A 16,324-nucleotide genomic window follows, 5' to 3' on the forward strand; every position below is an offset into this window, starting at 1 on the left:
GCGAAGCGGAGACAACGGGGCGGAGCCCCTTGGTCACACCCTCATCGGCATGAGGACGTATAAGGCCCCCGGATCCTTCGCATCGGCGACCACCGTGGGTGCGCTGCCGTCCGAGAACTTGAACTCCAGCTCCTCGCCCACCTGGTCCGTGATGTCATTCAGGTAGCGCGCCTGGAAGCCGATCTCGATCGGCGAGGAGGCGTAGGTCACGGAGCCTTCGTCCAGCTCCTCCTGCGCCTGCCCCTGCTCCGGGCTCGACGCCGTCAGCAGCAAGTGGTTCCGGTCGATGGACAGCTTCACCGGCCGCGACCGCTCGCTGGAGATGGCGGCCACGCGGCCCACCGCCTCGGCGAATTCCTTCTTCGAGACCTTCAGGATCTTGTCGTTGCCGCGCGGGATCACGCGCTCGTAGTCCGGGAAGGTGCCGTCGATGAGCTTGCTGGTCAGCGTCACGGTACCGATGCGGAAGCTGATCTTGGTGTCGGAGAGGCGGAACTCGATCTCGTCGCGCGTCTCCTCGGCGAGCTTGTTCACCTCGTTCACCGTCTTGCGCGGGACGATGACGCCCGGCATGCCGCCGGCGCCCTCGGGCAGGTCCTCCTCGACGCGGGCCAGGCGGTGCCCGTCCGTCGCTGCGGCGCGCAGCACCTTGCGGCCATCGACCTCGGCCGTGTGCAGGTAGATGCCGTTGAGGTAGTAGCGCGTCTCCTCCGTGCTGATCGCGAAGCGCGTGCGCGAGATCATGCCGCGCAGCTTGGCCGCCTCCAGCTTGAACTGGTGCGGCATGGAGCCCTCGGTCATCGAGGGGAAATCCTCGACGGGCAGCACGGGCAGGCTGGTGCTGAAGCGGCCGGCGCGCAGCGCCAGCGGGGCGTCGCCGCCCTTGTGGTCGAGCTCGACCATGGCGCCTTCCGGCAGCTTGCGGACGATCTCGTAGAGGGTGCCGGCCGGCGCCGTGGTGCGGCCGGGCCGCGCGACCTGCACGCCCGACACTTCCTCGACGATGGCGATCTCCATGTCGGTCGCGGTGACGCGCAGCGTGCCGTCCTTCGCGTCCAGCAGGATGTTCGCGAGGATGGGGATGGTGTTCCGGCGCTCGACCACGGATTGCGTGTGCCCGAGAGCCTTGAGCAGGATGGCGCGCTCGACGCTGAACTTCATCTCCCGGTCCCTTGCTATCCGAAGGCGCCGCCTCGATTCGCCGCGCAATACGGCCAAACCACTAGCATCATGGCTGGCCCCGGCAAAGCTTGGTGCGCGGGTCGCAAGGCCCGTTGGGGCAGGAAGAATGCCGTATTCGGCAAATCCACCGCGAAGGGCGGCGGCACGCTGTCCGGGGGCGGGGAAAACCTCCGCCCTTCCCCTCACATCTCCAGCATCTTGCGGAGCAGCGTCACGTCCTCGGCGAAGGACGGGTCCTCGCCCATCAGCTCCGTGATCTTGTTCACCGCATGCAGCACCGTCGTGTGGTCGCGGTTGCCGAAGCGGCGGCCGATCTCGGGCAGCGAGCGCGAGGTGAGCTGCTTGGCCAGGTACATCGCCACCTGCCGCGGCCGCGCCACCGCGCGCGAGCGCCGGGCCGAGGCCATCTCCGTCAGGCGGATGTTGTAGTGCTCGGCCACCTTGCGCTGGATGTCGTCGATCGACAGGCGCTTGTCGTGCGCGCGCAGGATGTCGGAGAGCACCTCCGGCACCGTGTCCAGCGTGATCGGCCGGCCGAAGAGCTTGGCATGGGCGACGAGCCGGTTCAGCGCGCCCTCGAGGTCGCGCACGTTGGAGGCGATCTTGCGCGCCAGCAGCTCCTGCACGCGCCCCGGCACCTCGACGCCCGCATGGTTGGCCTTGGCCTGCAGGATCGAGAGCCGCAGCTCGTAGGTCGTCGCATGCAGGTCGGCGACGATGCCGCCGGAGAGCCGCGTGCGCAGCCGGTCCTCGATGCCCGAGAGGTCGTTCGGCGCCTTGTCGGCGGAGATGATGATCTGCTTCCCCGCGTCGATCAGCGCGTTGAAGGTGTGGAAGAACTCCTCCTGCGTGTTGTCCTTGCCGATCAGGAACTGCAGGTCGTCCACCATGAGCACGTGGACCGAGCGGAGCTGCGTCTTGAACTCCATCGTGTTGTGGCTGCGCAGCGCCGCGATGAAGCGGTACATGAACTTCTCGGCCGACATGTAGGCGACCGCGAAGTCCGGCGCCTGCTCGCGCAGCGCCCAGGCGATCGAGTGCATGAGGTGCGTCTTGCCCAGACCCACCCCGCCATAGAGGAAGAGCGGGTTGAAGCCGGCCTGCGCCGGACTCTCGGCCACGCGGCGGGCGCAGGCATGGGCGAATTCGTTGGGCTTGCCGACGACGAAGGTGTCGAAGGTGAAGCGCTGGTCGAGCGGCACGAGCCAGTCGTTGCGCAGCGCGCCCTCCGGCGGGGCAGCGGCGGGCGCTGCAGCCACCGCGACGGCCGCCGCCGGCGGCGTGGTGGTCACGTTCTCGGCGAGCGCCGCGGGCTCCTCGACCTCCTCCTCGACGGCGGCCTTGGTCCCGGTGGCCTGCACGCGCAGCGCCACCTGGCGGATGCCCGGCATCTCCGCCTGGCAGGCCAGCCGCAGCCGGTCGCCGTAATGGTCGCGCACCCAGTCGCGGAGGAAGCGGGTCGGCAGGTTCACGAGCGCCGTCTCGCCGTCGATGCCGGCCAGGGTCATCTGGCGGAGCCAGTTGCGGTACTCCACGTCGCCCACCTCCTGGCGGAGGCGGGCCCGCGCCCGGGCCCAGCTGGCGGCGGTCTTTCCGGCATTTGGCGGGGGAATATCGCCGGAATCCGTGTCCATCCCTGTCCTCAGTCTCTCAACGCTTTCGTCACGAAAGCGCATTGGTTGTGTCACTTTGGAGGGCGGGGGCGCCCCAAATCTACTTCCTTGAGAGAAATCAGCAGCTTGCCTGAGCGGAGCCTCGCGTATTGCCTGGCCTCCGAAGGAGTTTAGCGGGAGTAACACTGCGAAATAAAGCGGCCCGAAGCGACAATTCGAAAACTCCGGCCACAGTGTGACAAACAAGCCGCGATCATGTTCCAAACAAATGACAGACGCGCGACATCGGCGAGAGCATGGGAATACTCTCGGCCGAGCCGCTTTCTATTTGTCAGGAAAGATTTTTACTTAGGCGCCGACGGCGCCCAGGGCCTTGATGCGCGCGGAGAGGCGCGACAGCTTGCGGGCCACCGTATTGCGGTGCAGCACGCCCTTGGTGACGGCGCGCTGCATCTCAGGCTGCGCGCCCTTGAAGGCCTCGGCGGCGCTGGCCTTGTCGCCGCCCGCAATCGCCAGTTCCACCTTGCGGAGGAAGGTGCGCACGCGTGAGCGCCGCATGCGGTTGCGCTCGGTGCGCTTCTCGGTCTGACGGATGCGCTTACGCGCGGAAGCGTTGTTGGCCATGGGCTCTGAAATGCGATCTCGAATAGGGTCTGCGGCGGTCCGCCACGGGAGGCAAGGGTCTAAGCCGCGCGGCCCTCCACCGTCAAGACACTTGATGGGACATAGGCGCCATGTCGCGCGCTAACGGTTGTGAAAGCTGGGTTTCCGCTTCTCGGCGAAAGCCGCCATGCCCTCTTTCTGATCCTCCGTGGCGAAGAGCGAGTAGAAGACCTTCCGCTCGAAGCGCACGCCCTCGGCCAGCGTGGTCTCGAAGGCCACGTTCACCGCCTCCTTGGCGATGGCCACCGAGGGGGCCGAGAGGCTGGCGATCTTCTCCGCCATCTTCAGCGCCTCCGGCAGGAGCTGGTCCACGGCCACGATGCGGGCCACGAGGCCGCTGCGCTCCGCCTCGACCGCGTCCATGAAGCGGGCGGTGAGGATCAGGTCCATGGCCTTGGCCTTGCCGATGGCCCGCGTCAGGCGCTGGGTGCCCCCGGCGCCCGGGATGATGCCGAGGTTGATCTCCGGCTGGCCGAACTTCGCGTTCTCGGCCGCGATGATCATGTCGCACATCATCGCGAGCTCGCAGCCGCCGCCCAACGCGAAGCCGGCCACCGCCGCGATGACGGGCTTCTTGACGTGGGTCACCGCCTCCCACTTCGTGATGAAGTCGTCGAAATAGACGGCCGGATAGGTGCGGGCCTGCATCTCCTTGATGTCGGCGCCGGCCGCGAAGGCCTTCTCGCTGCCGGTGAGGATGATGGCGGCGATGGCGGGGTCCGCGTCGAAGCCCTTCACGGCCTCCGCCAGCTCGGCCATGAGCTGGTCGCAAAGCGCGTTCAGCGCCTGCGGCCGGTTGAGCCGGATGATGGCGGCCCGGCCCTGGACCTCGGTCAGGATCATCTCGTACGGCATGGCATTCCCCAGGCTTTGCGGCGCCTCGGCGCTGCGTGAATTATCTTTGCGTTCGGGCGCAGTAGAAGGTGGATCGGCCGGACTGCACAAGCCGCGTGATCCCGGGGCAGCCCTTCGGGCCGGGGCAGAGCCGGCAGGGCTGGCCCTCGCGGTCGTAGACGTCGAAGCGCTCCTGGAAGTTGCCGATCTCGCCGTCGGCGCGGACATAGTCGCGCAGGCTGGATCCGCCGGCCTCGATGGCGTCCGAGAGCACCGCCTTGATTGCCGGCACCAGCCGGTCGGCCCGGGCGCCCGGGATGGTCGCGGCCATCCGCTTGGGCGAGATTCCGGCCCGGAACAGCGCCTCGCAGACATAGATGTTGCCGAGCCCGGCCACGATCTTCTGGTCCAGCAGCGCCGCCTTGATCGGCGTGAATTTTCCGCCCAGCGCGCGCTCCAGCACCTCCACCGTGAAGCCCGCCTCCAGCGGCTCCGGCCCGAGGCCCGCCAGCAGGCGGTGGCTGTCCTCGGCCTCTCGCGGCACCAGGTCCACGCTGCCGAAGCGCCGGGGGTCGACGAAGCCGATCCGCCAGCCGCTCTCGGTCTCCATCACCAGGTGCTCGTGCAGCTCCGGGGGCTGGTTGTGGCCGCGCGCATCGCTGGCGGCGCCCTGGGGGCCCATGCGCGGGACCGCCGGCGCGTCGCGATGCCGCGCCACCATCCGGCCGGACATACCGAGATGGATGAGCACGCTGGGCCGCTCCTCCAGCCGCATCAGCATGTACTTTCCGCGCCGGCGGAACCCGTCCACCCGCGCACCCGTCAGGGTCCGCACGAGCCCGGACGGGAAGGGCCAGCGCAGCCCCTCGCGCCGCGTCTCCGCATGGCGGATCACCTGGCCGTCCAGCACCTTGGCCAGGCCGCGCATGACCGTCTCGACTTCCGGAAGCTCGGGGATGGTCCGCTCCTGTCGCCGTCGAATTCCCGCCCGCCCGCATGGCAGATTCCCGGGCGGCGGGCTATAGCTCGGCCAATGAAGGAAAACGCCGACCGCACCGCCGATTTCGGGTTCCGGACCGTCGCCGCCGAGGAGAAGGCGGGCCTCGTCCGCGAGGTCTTCGACAGCGTGGCCCCCCGCTACGACCTCATGAACGACCTGATGTCGCTCGGCCTGCACCGGGTCTGGAAGCGCATCTTCCTCAACGCCATCGCCCCCCGCTCCTCCGAGACGCTGCTGGACCTCGCGGGCGGCACGGGCGACATCTCCTTCCTGGCGCTGGAGCGCGGCGCCGGCCGCGTCATCTGCTCGGACATCAATGCCGAGATGCTGCATGTGGGCCAGTCGCGCGCGCTGGACCGCGGGCTGGCGCGCGGCCTCGCCTTCCTCTGCACCGATGCCGAGCACCTGCCTTTGCCCGATGCCAGCGTCGAGAAGGTCAGCATGGCCTTCGGCCTGCGCAACTGCACCGACAAGGACGCCGTGCTGCGGGAGGTGCGGCGCGTGCTCAAGCCGGGCGGACGCTTCCACTGCCTGGAATTCTCCCGGCTGGAGATCGCGGCCCTGGCGCCGCTCTACGAGGCCTGGTCCTTCAAGGCGCTGCCCGCCATCGGCGGCCGCATCGCAAAGGATGCCGAGAGCTACCGCTATCTGGCGGAAAGCATCCGCATGTTCCCGGACCAGGCGACGCTGGCCGGCATGATGAAGGCGGCCGGGCTGGAGCGCGTGGCGCACCGCAACCTCTCGGGCGGCATCGTCGCCATCCACACAGGCTGGAGATTCTGAGATGGCGAGTCTCGATCTGCAGCGCCGCATCGAGGCGAGCTTCGCGCTGCAGGGCCTCATGCGCGTCATCGAGGCGCGCGTCACCGAGGTCGAGCCCGGCCGCTGCGTCATCGAGGCGCCCTTCCGCAAGACGCTGACGCAGCAGCACGGCTTCCTGCATGCGGGCGTGCTGACCACGCTGGCCGACAATGCCTGCGGCTATGCCGCGCTCAGCCTGCTGCCGCCCGGGCAGGAGGTGCTGACCGCCGAGCTCAAGGTCAACTTTTTGCGGCCCGCCCGCGGGGTGCTCGCCATCGCGCGGGCCGAGGTGCTGAAGCCCGGCCGCACGCTGACCGTGGCGCGCGCCGAGGTCTGGATGCGCATGGAGGACGGCGCCGAAATGCTCTGCGCCGCCATGCAGGCCACCCTGGTCCCCTCGCTGACGCAATGATCCTCACGGGCAAGGCCATGCTGGCCGGGGTCACCGGCTGGCCCGTCAGCCACTCGCGCTCGCCGCTGCTGCACGGCACATGGATCGAACGGCACGGGCTGGACGCGGCCTATGTGCCGCTGCCCATTCGTCCCGAGAGCTTTTCCCACGTCATCCGCGGCCTCGCCGACGCCGGCTTCCGCGGCGTCAATGTCACCATCCCGCACAAGGAGGCGGCCTTCGCCGTCTGCGAGACCGTCTCACCCCGCGCGCTGCGGGCCGGCGCGGTGAACACGCTGGTCTTCCGCGAGGGCCGCATCGAGGGCGACTGCACCGACGGCTTCGGCTTCCTCGCCTCGCTCGGCGCTTACGATCCTTCGAGCGGCCCCGCCGTGGTGCTGGGCGCCGGCGGCGCCGCGCGGGCCATCGTGGCCGCGCTGCTCGATGCCGGCTGCCCGCGCCTGACCTTGGTCAACCGCACGCCCGCGCGCGCCGAGGCGCTGGCGCGAGCGCTCGGCGGGCCGATCGAGATCAGCGACACGCCCCCGCTGGAGGACGCCGCGCTGCTGGTGAACACGACCAGCCTCGGCATGGCCGGCCAGCCGCCGCTGGAGATCGACCTCGCGCCGCTGCCTGATCATGCCGTCGTCGCCGATGCCGTCTACGTGCCCCTGGAGACAAAGCTGCTCGCCGCCGCCCGCGCGCGGGGTCTGCGCGGCTCGGACGGGCTCGGGATGCTGCTGCACCAGGCGCGGCCGGGCTTCGAGGCCTGGTTCGGCGTGATGCCGGAGGTGGATGACGCGCTGCGCCGAATCGTGGCAGCCGATATACCGGCGCGATGAAGATCCCATCGTGAAAATTTGGGGCCTCACCGGCAGCATCGGCATGGGGAAGTCCACCGCGGCGCTCGCCTTCCGTCGCCTCGGCGTGCCGGTTTTCGACGCGGATGCCGCCGTGCATGCGCTGCAGGCCAAGGGCGGCCGCGCCCTGCGCCCGATCGAGCGCGAGTTCCCTGGAACGGTGCGCGACGGCGTCCTGGATCGGGAGAAGCTGCGCGCCGCCGTGCTCGGCCAGCCCGCCGCGCTGCGCCGGCTGGAGGCGATCATGCATCCGCTGGTGCGCGACGAGCAGCGCCGCTTCCTCGGCCGGGAACGCGGCCGCGGCACCCGGCTGGTCGTGCTCGACATCCCCCTGCTCTTCGAGACGCGGCACGACCTCAGCGAGTTCGACCGCATCCTCGTCGTGTCCGCGCCGCCGGCCGTGCAGCGGGCGCGCGTGCTGATGCGCAAGGGCATGACGCCCGAACGCCTCGCGGCCATCCTGTCGCGGCAGATGCCCGACGCGGAGAAGCGCCGCCGCGCCGATGTCGTCATCCGCACCGGCCTTTCGCGCCGGCACGCCGGATCCGCCGTCCGCCGCCTCGTGGGAAAGCTGCGCCATGCGTGAGATCGTCCTCGACACCGAGACCACCGGCTTCGAGCCGAGCGAGGGCCACCGCATCATCGAGGTCGCGGCGATCGAGATCGTGAATCTCATGCCCACGGGCAAGGTGTTTCACACCCTCATCGACCCGCAGCGCGACGTGCCGCCGGAGGCCACGCGCGTGCATGGCTTCACGCGCGTGGACCTGGAGGGCAAGCCCCTCTTCGGCGACGCGGCGGAAGCGATGCTGGAGTTCCTGGGCGACTCCCCCATCGTCGCGCACAACGCGCCCTTCGACTTCAAGCATCTCGACGCCGAGCTGATCCGCTGCGGCCGCAAGGCGCTGAACCCTGCAAGGATGGTGGACTCGCTGATGCTGGCGCGCACCGCCTTCCCCGGCGCGCAGAACAGCCTGGACGCGCTGTGCCGGCGCTTCAACGTCGACCTCTCGCAGCGCACGACGCACAACGCGCTGCTCGACGTGAAGCTGCTGGCCGAGGTCTACCTGGAACTGCGCGGCGGGCGGCAGCCGGGGCTGGTGCTGGGCTCGGCGCCGGTGGTGCAGGCCATCCTGCGCGAGGAGAGCGCGCCGCGCACGCCGCGACCGATCCTCGTGACGGCCGAGCAGCTGGCGCGGTTCGACGCGTTCCTCGCGAAGATCAAGGATCCGCTGTGGAAGAAGCTGGAGCTGTAGACGGTCCGCGCCCCCGGTGTGATCATCCCGGCTCGACACAGGGAGGCCAGTCATGAGCGCAACGGAATATCCCCCCGCACCCGGGCTTCTGAAGACTCCGTCCTATTCGCATGCCGCCGTCGCCTCGGGCGCGCGAACGATCTACACGGCCGGGCAGGTCGCAGTGGACGAGAACGGCGCGCTGGTCGGCGGCAGCGACCTCGCAGCCCAGACGGCGCAGGTGATGGAGAATCTCGGCAAGGCGCTGGCCGCCGGCGGCGCGAGCTTCGCCGACGTCGTGAAGATCACCACCTATGTCGTGGGCTACAAGCCCGAGCACCGGGCCATCATCGGCCAGGCGCGCGCAAAATTCTTCGCGGGCCGGGCGGCGCCGCCCGCCAGCACGCTCGTCGGCGTCGCGGCGCTGGCGGTGCCGGAATGGCTCGTGGAGATCGAGGCCATCGCCGTCGTCGGCTGACGGCTCAGCCTCGTTCGTCGAAGCGGGCCATGGTGGCGTGGCCCGGCATGCTCACGCCTTCGCCGCGCAGCAGCACGCGCGCGCAGTCCCGCAGGATGCGCAGGTCGCCCGCGAAGGTGATGCGCTCGACATAGCGCGCATCCCATTCGAGCCGCTCCTCCCAGGGCACGCCGTTGCGGCCCTTGGACTGGGCGAGGCCGCAAAGCCCCGGCCGCACCGAGAGGCGGGAGGCCTGGCGCGGCGTGTAGCGCGCGGCGTATTCCGGCAGCAGCGGCCGCGGCCCGATCAGGCTCATCTCGCCGCGCAGCACGTTGACGAGCTGCGGCAGCTCGTCCAGCGCAGTCGCGCGCAGCGCGCGACCGAGCGGCGTGAGGCGGTCGGAATCGTCGCCCGGCCCGTGGCGCATGCTGCGGAACTTCAGCACCTGGAACCACGCGCCGCCGCGCCCCGCACGGGTCTGCCGGAACAGCACCGGCGGGCCGAGCCGCGCGCGCACCAGCAGCGCGACGACAGCCATCGCCGGCGCGGTCAGGATCAGCAGCGCCGAGGCCGCGGTCACGTCGAAGGCCCGCTTGCCCCAGCGTCTATACACGCCGTGCCTCCACGCCCAGCGACAGCCCGAGCCCCAGCGCGAACCACACCATCCGGTTGCCGAGATCCGTCGAGACCATCGCCGTCAGCGCGAGCGGCAGGGTCAGCGCCAGGATCGCCGCCGCGCGCTCCGGCTCCACACGGGTGAGTCGCGACAGCGCGAAGAGCACGGCCCCGCCGAAGGCCCCGCACCACAGCAGCAGCCCCACCGCCCCGCCCTCCACCAGCGCCTCGATGGCGTGGTTGTGCGGATGCAGGCCGCGATCCTGGCCGACGCCCGCGGCAACCGGGAACCCGCCCGGCCCGAGCCCGGCGAAGCCGCCCCAGCGCCAAGCCTCGGCCCAGAGGATGTCGCGCGCGGAATCCACGCCGCCGGTGTCGCGCGTCAGCCGCTCCAGCGTCGCCAGCTCCTCGACGCGCTCCGGGTCCAGCAGCAGCACGCCGAGTCCCACCGCTGCGCAGAGCGGCGCGGCGCAGAGCCAGAGCAGCGCCGGCCCGACGCGCCCCTGCAGCACCCAGCGCAGGGCCGGCGCCAGCGCGACCGTCATTCCCAGCGCGAGAAAGGCCGCGCGCCCGCCCGGCAGCAGCACCGCCGCCGCCAGTGCGCCGAGCACGCCGAGCCAGAGGATGCGCCGCCAGCCGCCCGCTGATGTCGCCCGCAGCGCCGCAAGCCCGGCCGCGCAGGCGATCGCGAGGCCGGCCACCTGGTACTGCACGCGCACGCGCGACGGGTCCACGCCGACCTTCCCGCCCAGCACCACCGCGTCGGTCGCGATGCCCCAGGCCACCGAGACGCCGACGAAGGCCCCGACCCAGATCACCGCATCGCAGAAGACGCGCCGCGCCGCCGGCTCCGCGCCGGTCACGAGGCCGGCGATCACCATGACCGGCCCGATCACCATGATCTCCGGCAGGCGATCGGCCACGCCCTCGTTCCAGGGGCTCCAGGTCGCGGCCAGGACCCACCAGGCCCAGAGCGCGCCGCAGGCGGCCAGCGGCAGGCCCAGCCCCGGCGCCAGGATCCAGGACCGGCCGGCGAGAAGCAGGGGCAGCAGCGCGAGCAGGCCGAGCGCCGCGAGCAGCGTCACGTCGAAGGGCAGCGCCGCCACCGCCGGCGTGGACTTCAGCGCGCCGGCGAAGTGCATCGCGGCGGCGGCGATTCCAGCCGTCCCGCCGAGGGCCGGGAGGGCCGTCAGCATCAGCCGTCGCCAGGGGGCGTGGAGGCGGGCGTGCGCGTGAGCACCGGCTCGATCCGCTCCCGCGCCGGCGGCGGCCCCGGCCAGACGGGCGCCCGCCACTCCTCTCGCCCGCGCAGCAGCAGCCGGCACGCGGCGAGGAGCACGACGGCCCCCGGGATCGCGATGGCCAGCAGGACCAGCAGCAGCGGCCGGTTGGGCACCGAGGGCCGCAGCTCCACCATCGGCAGCGAGACCAGGCGCGCCGCGGCCGCCTCGTCGGCCGAGACGACCAGTGCCGCGCGCTGCTGCTGCGCCAGCAGGTCGTAGAGCGTGCTGCGCAGGAAGAGGTCGGGCTCGGTGCGCAGCCGCGCCTCCAGCGCCACGATGCGCCGCTCGGCGAGCTCGGCGAGCGTCTGGCGCACGCGGCCCTCGGCCACGGCGTGCAGGCGCTGCAGGACATGGAGCGCGGTGGCGCGGTCGCGATGCACCAGCTCCAGCGTCCAGGTGACGGAGGTGAGCGAGGGCGTGGCGGCGAAGTTTCGCTCGAGGAAGGTCAGCACGTCGTCGGCATCGGCCGTCATGCGCAGGCCGAGGGCACGGCGGATCGGGCCGAAGGGCGGCGCGGCGCGGCGCGCCTCCAGCTCGGCCGGCAGGCTGGTCTCGCGGACCAGCGCCTCGGCGGCCTCGGGCGCGCGCAGCGCGGCGAGGTACACGGCGAAATTGCCGCCCGGCCGCTGGTCGAGGAGCGAGGGCTGCAGGAAGGGCGCGGGCGTGAGCAGCGCTGACGTGGCGATGCCGGTGGTCTCGGCCGGCGCCACGATGGCCGAGGCGACGTAGCTGCGCGGCCAGTTCCAGACGATCGTCGCCGCGCCGGCATAGAGCAGCAGCGCCGCCGGCGCGATCCAGCGCGTCTGGCGCCACAACCCCCGCAGGAGCTCGTCCAGCGTCATGCGAGCCGGATCACGGTGGTGAGCCGCGTGGCCCCGGCGCGGACGCGCACCTCCAGCACCGGCAGCGGGTTCGTCTCGCCATAGGCGAGGCTTTCGAGCCCGTCGACGAGCCGCAGCCGCACCGGCGCGTCGGCGGCGACGGCGAGGCGCGCCGGCCCCTCGACGCCATCCTTCGTGAGCCCCCATTCGCCGGGCATGAGACGCCAGCGCAGCACCGCCTCGGCGAAGGGCCCGCCGATCCGGTCCTCGACCCGGAAGCCCCCGGCGGTCGGAAAGATCTCGCGGGCGTGGGTGCGGCCGCGCCGGTCGCGCCACCAGCCGCCATCGGGCAACGCTGATGTCGCGGGCCAGTGCGCGAAGAGGAAGGGGCCGAGGCGCGGCATCTGGTCCTCGCCGTCGAAGCCGATCGTGTTGTGGGCCTCGGCACCCTGGAAATAGGGGAGCCAACTCGGGTCCTCGGGATTGTAGGCGCCGGTGCCCCCGTCGCGCAGCAGGTTTTCCAGACCGTCCCAGAGGTCGAGATGCAGCAGGTCGGCGTGATTGGGCCGGAAGCGCAGCGGCCCGGTGCGGAGAATCGCGCGGGCCCGGCCGCTGCGGCGCCCGAGAAAGCCGAGGCTGTTCCAATCGCCGGATTCCGCGAGGGTTTCGCCCGGCAGCGGCAGGCCCATCGCCGCGCAGCCGGAATCCTCGGGCCATCCGGCCGAGGCGCCGCAGAAGAGGCGCGCCGCGCGTTCCAGGCTGGCGCGGGCGTCGTCCGGCCCGGCCTCCGAGAGGTCGGCGACATGCGAGCCGTCCTGGTGGCCGATGCGCGGCAGCGCCCCGGTCTCCGGGCAGGCGAGGCGATGCAGCCAGCGCGTCGCGGCGGCCATGCGCTCCCGGGTGAGCGGCGCGGCCGGCGGGCCGGACCAGCGGCGGCGCAGCCATTCCGCCGTCGAGACCACGTCGAGCAGCAGGCGATGATAGGCGGGGCTCGGCTGGGCGAAGCTGCCGTCATCGGCGACGAGCCGCGCCACCGCCGCGTCCAGCCGCCGCGCGCCGCGCCGTGCCATCCGCGCATCCGCCGTCGCGAGGCCGCAGACCAGCAGCCCGGCCGCCTCGGAGACCGGGTGGTTGTTGTCCTGCGCCATGGCATAGGCGGGGTTGGCCTCGATGCGCCGGGCCAGCAGGCGCATCGCCGCGCCGTCGGGGCGTGCATCGAGCAGCGCGGCCGCCAGCGCGAGGTGCAGCGCCCGCAGCGCCGCCTCCTGCCCGCAGGCCCAGTTCGGGCCGCGATAGGGCGGGTTGGCCGCGAACCAGGCGGCCAGGAATTCCGCTATTCCCGCGCCCTCGCCGGCCAAGGCGAGGCGAGGCAGCTCCGCCCAGCGATTGGCCTCCCAGAGGGGGCGGATGTCGGGCCCCGCCATCGTGCGGAGATGCGCCGCCGGGAGCGTGGGATCGAAGCCGCCGGCTCCGGGAACCGCAATGGATGGCGCCGGCCAGGCCGCCGGGACCGGCCTGTCCCGCAGCCGCGCGGCCACCCAGGCGCGCGCCCAGGCGCCGCGCCCGAGCAGCGCAAGCGCCACCGCGCGCGGGCCCAGCCGCATCACCGCATCCAGCCGCAGCCCCCAATTATATGAAACGGAGAGAGCAATACCCCTCATGGTTGCAAGCATGGGGGCATTTGGGCCAAATCCACAATCTCAGGATGAGGTAAATGATTGGTGCTCGCGCATAGGTTTCTTTCGCGACTTATTCCTGTCGCGGGCCTGCTGCTGGCCCAATTCGTTTCTTCAGCGATAGGATTGGCCCAGAACCTTCCCTCCACCCTTCTCGCGCCTCCCTCGCTGCCGCCCACCCTGCCCGGCGGCGCGCCCCTGCAGAGCCTGCCGCCCGCCGCCCAGCAGGAGATCCTGCAGCGCCTGCTCGATGCCGGGGCCGGGCGCCCGCTCGGCGGTGCGACCCCAGCCCTGCCGCCGACGCCGCCGCCCGGCGCGAATCCGCCGCTGCCCGGTGCCGCCCTGCCGCTGCCATCGGCCGCGGTGCCCGAGGATCCGCTCTCGCCCGTCGAGCAGTTCTTCGCCAACCGCCTGACCCAGCCGCTGCGGCAGTTCGGCTACGACACCTTCCGCTCCGGCCCCGGCGGCGCCCCCGTCGGCAACGCCTTCGGCAATGTGCCGGAGGACTACATGATCGGCCGCGACGACGAGCTGGTGATCGCGCTGCGCGGCCGCTCGCGCCAGAACCTCACCCTGCGCGTGACGCGCGAGGGCATGCTGCTGCTGCCCGACCTGCCGCCGATCGCCGCTGCCGGCCGAACCCTGCGCGACCTGCGCGCGGAGCTCGAATCCCGCGCCCAGCGCGAGCTCGCGGGGTCCGAGGTCTTCCTGTCGCTCGGCCAGCTCCGGCAGGTGACGGTCTTCGTGGGCGGCGAGGTGATGCGGCCGGGCGTGGTGCCGCTCTCGCCGCTGGCCAATGTGCTGGACGCGCTGGTCGCCGCCAGCGGCGTGCGCAAGTCCGGCACGCTGCGCGCGGTCCGCGTCGAGGGGCCGAATGGCCGGCGCATCGTGGACCTCTACCCCGTCATCGCCGGCGAGGGCGCCACCCCCGACCTCACGCTGCGCGAGGGCGATCGCATCCTCGTGCCACCCATCGGCGGCGTGGTGGCGCTGGGCGGGGAGGTCTCGCGCCCCGCCATCTACGAGCTACCGGCCGGCGGCGCCCAGGCGCCATTGGGCACCATGCTGCGGCTGGCGGGCGATGCGCTGCGCCCCACCGGCAACCGCTACCTGCTGGAGACCACCGACGGCGAGGGCCGCCGCGCCTTCCGCGAGATCGCCCTCTCCACCCCGCTGCGCCGCGGCGACGCGCTGCTGGTCCAGCCGGGCTCGGACGTGCAGTCGCAGCAGCTCCGCCTCTCCGGCCATGTGGTGCAGCCGACCACCCGCGCCATGGGCGGGCGCGGCGCGACCCTGCGCGGGCTGCTGGCGGATTCCCGCCTCGTCCGGCCCGATCCCTATGCCCGCATGGCCGTGGTGCTGCGCGTCGACGCCCGCAGCCGCGGCCGGCGCTTCCAGCCCTTCGACCTCGCCGCCCTGCTGCAGGGCCGCACCGACCTGCCGCTTGCCGAGGGCGACGACGTGGTGATCCTCGCCCTCTCCGACGTGCTCTGGCTCTCCAGCCCGACGGTGCAGCGGGCCCTCCGCGGCGAGACCGAGACCTCGACGGTGGCGCCCGCGCTGCCCGTCGCGCTGCCGCAGCCGCGCGGGGCCACACCGATCGCCCCGCCGCAGGGATTTTCCGCCCCGCCGCCGCCCGGCGGGCCGCAGACCGGGAGCGGGTTGCCGGCCGGCCTCGATTGCCCGGCGCTGACCCAGCTCGCCATCGCCGCGCGCTCCTCGCCGCAGCGCTTCGGCCATGCACGTGTGGCCGGCTTCCCCGAGCTCGGCGCCCTGCCCTGCCCACAGGTCTTTCTCGACTATCCGGCTCTGCTCACCTTCCTGCTGGACAATTCCGTGCTGCTGACCGGCGAGGCGCGGCTGCCCGGCCTCTATCCCATCATCGACAACACGGGCCTCGACGCGCTGCTCGCCGTGGCCGGCGGCGTCACCGACACGGCGGACCTCTCCTCCATCGAGCTCGCGCGCGAGCCGACGGAGCAGACCAGCGCCATCCCCCTCAGCCGCACCCTGCTCGACCTGCGCAGCCGGAATTTCCAGGCCGTCCGGCTCTCGCCCCGCGACGGCATCCGCATCCCCCGCGGCTTCGGCGACCGCGACACCGGGCCGGTCTCGCTGGTGGGCGAGTTCCAGCGGCCGGGCATCTACGACATCCGCCGCGGCGAGCGACTCTCCGAGCTCATCGCCCGCGCCGGCGGGCTGACACCGCAGGCCTATCCCTATGGCGCCGTCTTCACCCGCGAGAGCGTGCGCAACCGCCAGCAGGAGGGCTTTCAACGAACCGCCCGCGAGCTGGAGACCGGGCTGATGCAGGTCGCGGCCGGCCAGGCCGTGGTCGGCACACGGCAAGGCACGGACATCGCCGGCGCCGTCGCCGCCGGGCGCGAGATGGCCGCGGCCCTGCGTGAGGCCCGCGCCGCAGGGCGCATGGTCGTCGAGGCCAATCCGGTGGTGCTCGCCGGCCGCCCCGATCTCGACGTGCTGATGGAGCCGGGCGACCTCGTCGTCATGCCCAAGCGGCCCAACGAGGTGACGGTGGTGGGCTCGGTGCAGAACCCAGGCAGCCTGCAATTCGTGAGCGGCTGGCGGGCCTCGCGCTACGTCACCGCGGCCGGCGGGACGCAGCGCTTCGCCGACCAGTCGCGCGCCTTCCTGGTGCTGCCCAACGGCTCGTCCGCGCCGGCGGGGCTCGGCTCCTGGCAGCAGGGTGGGCCGCCCGTGCCCCCCGGCAGCCTGGTGATCGTGCCGAACGATCCCTCGCCCTTCGAGAGCTGGGGTTTTCTCCGAGATATGACGCAGGTGGCGGGGCAGCTCGCGATCTCGGCGGCGGCACTCGCGGTCATCACGCGGGGCAGCGGGAACTGATTTCGTGCCCTCAAGCGCCGGGCGCCGC

16 protein-coding genes are annotated in these 16,324 nt (G+C 71.9%); 7 read left to right on the plus strand and 9 right to left on the minus strand.

Annotated elements, in window-relative coordinates; all coding sequences use genetic code 11:
* Positions 1 to 33: 33 nt before the first annotated feature.
* From dnaN to mutM, 5 genes are all read right to left on the minus strand, one after another.
* The gene (dnaN, locus tag AC1ROY_RS14290) at positions 34 to 1,161 is read right to left on the minus strand and encodes a DNA polymerase III subunit beta (protein ID WP_493149511.1); all 1,128 of its coding nucleotides are present in this window, start codon (positions 1,159 to 1,161) and stop codon (positions 34 to 36) included.
* Positions 1,162 to 1,364: 203 nt separating this feature from the next.
* Entirely contained in the window at positions 1,365 to 2,816 is a 1,452-nt protein-coding gene (dnaA, locus tag AC1ROY_RS14295; protein ID WP_493149512.1) for a chromosomal replication initiator protein DnaA, read from the minus strand.
* 327 nt (positions 2,817 to 3,143) lie between these two features.
* Positions 3,144 to 3,419, minus strand: a complete 276-nt coding sequence (gene rpsT, locus AC1ROY_RS14300) for a 30S ribosomal protein S20 (RefSeq protein ID WP_493149513.1) — start codon at positions 3,417 to 3,419, stop codon at positions 3,144 to 3,146.
* Positions 3,420 to 3,539: 120 nt separating this feature from the next.
* Positions 3,540 to 4,313, minus strand: a complete 774-nt coding sequence (locus AC1ROY_RS14305; RefSeq protein ID WP_493149514.1) for an enoyl-CoA hydratase — start codon at positions 4,311 to 4,313, stop codon at positions 3,540 to 3,542.
* A 40-nt stretch (positions 4,314 to 4,353) separates the two neighbouring features.
* Entirely contained in the window at positions 4,354 to 5,250 is an 897-nt protein-coding gene (gene mutM / locus AC1ROY_RS14310; protein ID WP_493149892.1) for a bifunctional DNA-formamidopyrimidine glycosylase/DNA-(apurinic or apyrimidinic site) lyase, read from the minus strand.
* 75 nt (positions 5,251 to 5,325) lie between these two features.
* Between mutM and AC1ROY_RS14315 the strand changes: the two genes are divergently transcribed.
* From AC1ROY_RS14315 to AC1ROY_RS14340, 6 genes are read left to right on the plus strand one after another with little or no spacing between them, the layout of a single operon-like run.
* Entirely contained in the window at positions 5,326 to 6,075 is a 750-nt protein-coding gene (locus AC1ROY_RS14315) for a class I SAM-dependent methyltransferase (protein ID WP_493149515.1), read from the plus strand.
* A 1-nt stretch (position 6,076) separates the two neighbouring features.
* Positions 6,077 to 6,505 (plus strand): PaaI family thioesterase, encoded by a 429-nt coding sequence (locus tag AC1ROY_RS14320; RefSeq protein WP_493149516.1) that lies wholly within the window; start codon positions 6,077 to 6,079, stop codon positions 6,503 to 6,505.
* On the plus strand, positions 6,502 to 7,326 hold the full coding sequence (locus AC1ROY_RS14325) for a shikimate dehydrogenase (RefSeq protein WP_493149517.1): 825 nt from the start codon (positions 6,502 to 6,504) through the stop codon (positions 7,324 to 7,326). The genes AC1ROY_RS14320 and AC1ROY_RS14325 overlap by 4 nt, the downstream gene beginning before the upstream one ends.
* A 10-nt stretch (positions 7,327 to 7,336) precedes the next feature.
* Positions 7,337 to 7,930, plus strand: coding sequence for a dephospho-CoA kinase (gene coaE / locus AC1ROY_RS14330; protein ID WP_493149518.1), 594 nt, complete (start codon positions 7,337 to 7,339; stop codon positions 7,928 to 7,930).
* Entirely contained in the window at positions 7,923 to 8,600 is a 678-nt protein-coding gene (gene dnaQ / locus AC1ROY_RS14335; RefSeq protein WP_493149519.1) for a DNA polymerase III subunit epsilon, read from the plus strand. The genes coaE and dnaQ overlap by 8 nt, the downstream gene beginning before the upstream one ends.
* Before the next feature lie 52 nt (positions 8,601 to 8,652).
* Positions 8,653 to 9,057, plus strand: a complete 405-nt coding sequence (locus AC1ROY_RS14340; RefSeq protein WP_493149520.1) for a RidA family protein — start codon at positions 8,653 to 8,655, stop codon at positions 9,055 to 9,057.
* A gap of 4 nt (positions 9,058 to 9,061) precedes the next feature.
* Here AC1ROY_RS14340 and AC1ROY_RS14345 read toward each other — a convergent pair whose 3' ends face one another.
* From AC1ROY_RS14345 to AC1ROY_RS14360, 4 genes are read right to left on the minus strand one after another with little or no spacing between them, the layout of a single operon-like run.
* The gene (locus tag AC1ROY_RS14345; protein WP_493149521.1) at positions 9,062 to 9,649 is read right to left on the minus strand and encodes a sugar transferase; all 588 of its coding nucleotides are present in this window, start codon (positions 9,647 to 9,649) and stop codon (positions 9,062 to 9,064) included.
* Positions 9,642 to 10,847 (minus strand): O-antigen ligase family protein, encoded by a 1,206-nt coding sequence (locus tag AC1ROY_RS14350; RefSeq protein WP_493149522.1) that lies wholly within the window; start codon positions 10,845 to 10,847, stop codon positions 9,642 to 9,644. Before AC1ROY_RS14350 ends, AC1ROY_RS14345 begins: the two co-directional genes overlap by 8 nt.
* Positions 10,847 to 11,776 (minus strand): hypothetical protein, encoded by a 930-nt coding sequence (locus tag AC1ROY_RS14355; protein WP_493149523.1) that lies wholly within the window; start codon positions 11,774 to 11,776, stop codon positions 10,847 to 10,849. Before AC1ROY_RS14355 ends, AC1ROY_RS14350 begins: the two co-directional genes overlap by 1 nt.
* On the minus strand, positions 11,773 to 13,359 hold the full coding sequence (locus AC1ROY_RS14360) for a heparinase II/III family protein (RefSeq protein ID WP_493149524.1): 1,587 nt from the start codon (positions 13,357 to 13,359) through the stop codon (positions 11,773 to 11,775). Before AC1ROY_RS14360 ends, AC1ROY_RS14355 begins: the two co-directional genes overlap by 4 nt.
* Before the next feature lie 198 nt (positions 13,360 to 13,557).
* On the opposite strand from AC1ROY_RS14360, the gene AC1ROY_RS14365 reads away from it, so the two are divergent.
* Positions 13,558 to 16,296 carry a polysaccharide biosynthesis/export family protein gene (locus tag AC1ROY_RS14365; protein ID WP_493149525.1) on the plus strand — a complete coding sequence of 913 codons (2,739 nt, stop codon included), beginning with the start codon at positions 13,558 to 13,560 and terminating at the stop codon, positions 16,294 to 16,296.
* The last annotated feature ends 28 nt before the right edge of the window (positions 16,297 to 16,324 follow it).

The sequence above is a fragment of the Roseococcus sp. GW821-FHT12F05 genome, from assembly GCF_058806835.1.

Excerpts from the sequence above, each read along its gene's own strand:
- dnaN (WP_493149511.1), bottom strand. The coding sequence starts at position 1,161 with ATGAAGTTCAGCGTCGAGCGCGCCATCCTGCTCAAGGCTCTCGGGCAC.
- dnaA (WP_493149512.1), bottom strand. The coding sequence starts at position 2,816 with ATGGACACGGATTCCGGCGATATTCCCCCGCCAAATGCCGGAAAGACC.
- rpsT (WP_493149513.1), bottom strand. The coding sequence starts at position 3,419 with ATGGCCAACAACGCTTCCGCGCGTAAGCGCATCCGTCAGACCGAGAAG.
- AC1ROY_RS14305 (WP_493149514.1), bottom strand. The coding sequence starts at position 4,313 with ATGCCGTACGAGATGATCCTGACCGAGGTCCAGGGCCGGGCCGCCATC.
- AC1ROY_RS14315 (WP_493149515.1), top strand. The coding sequence starts at position 5,326 with ATGAAGGAAAACGCCGACCGCACCGCCGATTTCGGGTTCCGGACCGTC.
- AC1ROY_RS14320 (WP_493149516.1), top strand. The coding sequence starts at position 6,077 with ATGGCGAGTCTCGATCTGCAGCGCCGCATCGAGGCGAGCTTCGCGCTG.
- AC1ROY_RS14325 (WP_493149517.1), top strand. The coding sequence starts at position 6,502 with ATGATCCTCACGGGCAAGGCCATGCTGGCCGGGGTCACCGGCTGGCCC.
- dnaQ (WP_493149519.1), top strand. The coding sequence starts at position 7,923 with ATGCGTGAGATCGTCCTCGACACCGAGACCACCGGCTTCGAGCCGAGC.
- AC1ROY_RS14340 (WP_493149520.1), top strand. The coding sequence starts at position 8,653 with ATGAGCGCAACGGAATATCCCCCCGCACCCGGGCTTCTGAAGACTCCG.
- AC1ROY_RS14350 (WP_493149522.1), bottom strand. The coding sequence starts at position 10,847 with ATGCTGACGGCCCTCCCGGCCCTCGGCGGGACGGCTGGAATCGCCGCC.
- AC1ROY_RS14355 (WP_493149523.1), bottom strand. The coding sequence starts at position 11,776 with ATGACGCTGGACGAGCTCCTGCGGGGGTTGTGGCGCCAGACGCGCTGG.
- AC1ROY_RS14360 (WP_493149524.1), bottom strand. The coding sequence starts at position 13,359 with ATGCGGCTGGGCCCGCGCGCGGTGGCGCTTGCGCTGCTCGGGCGCGGC.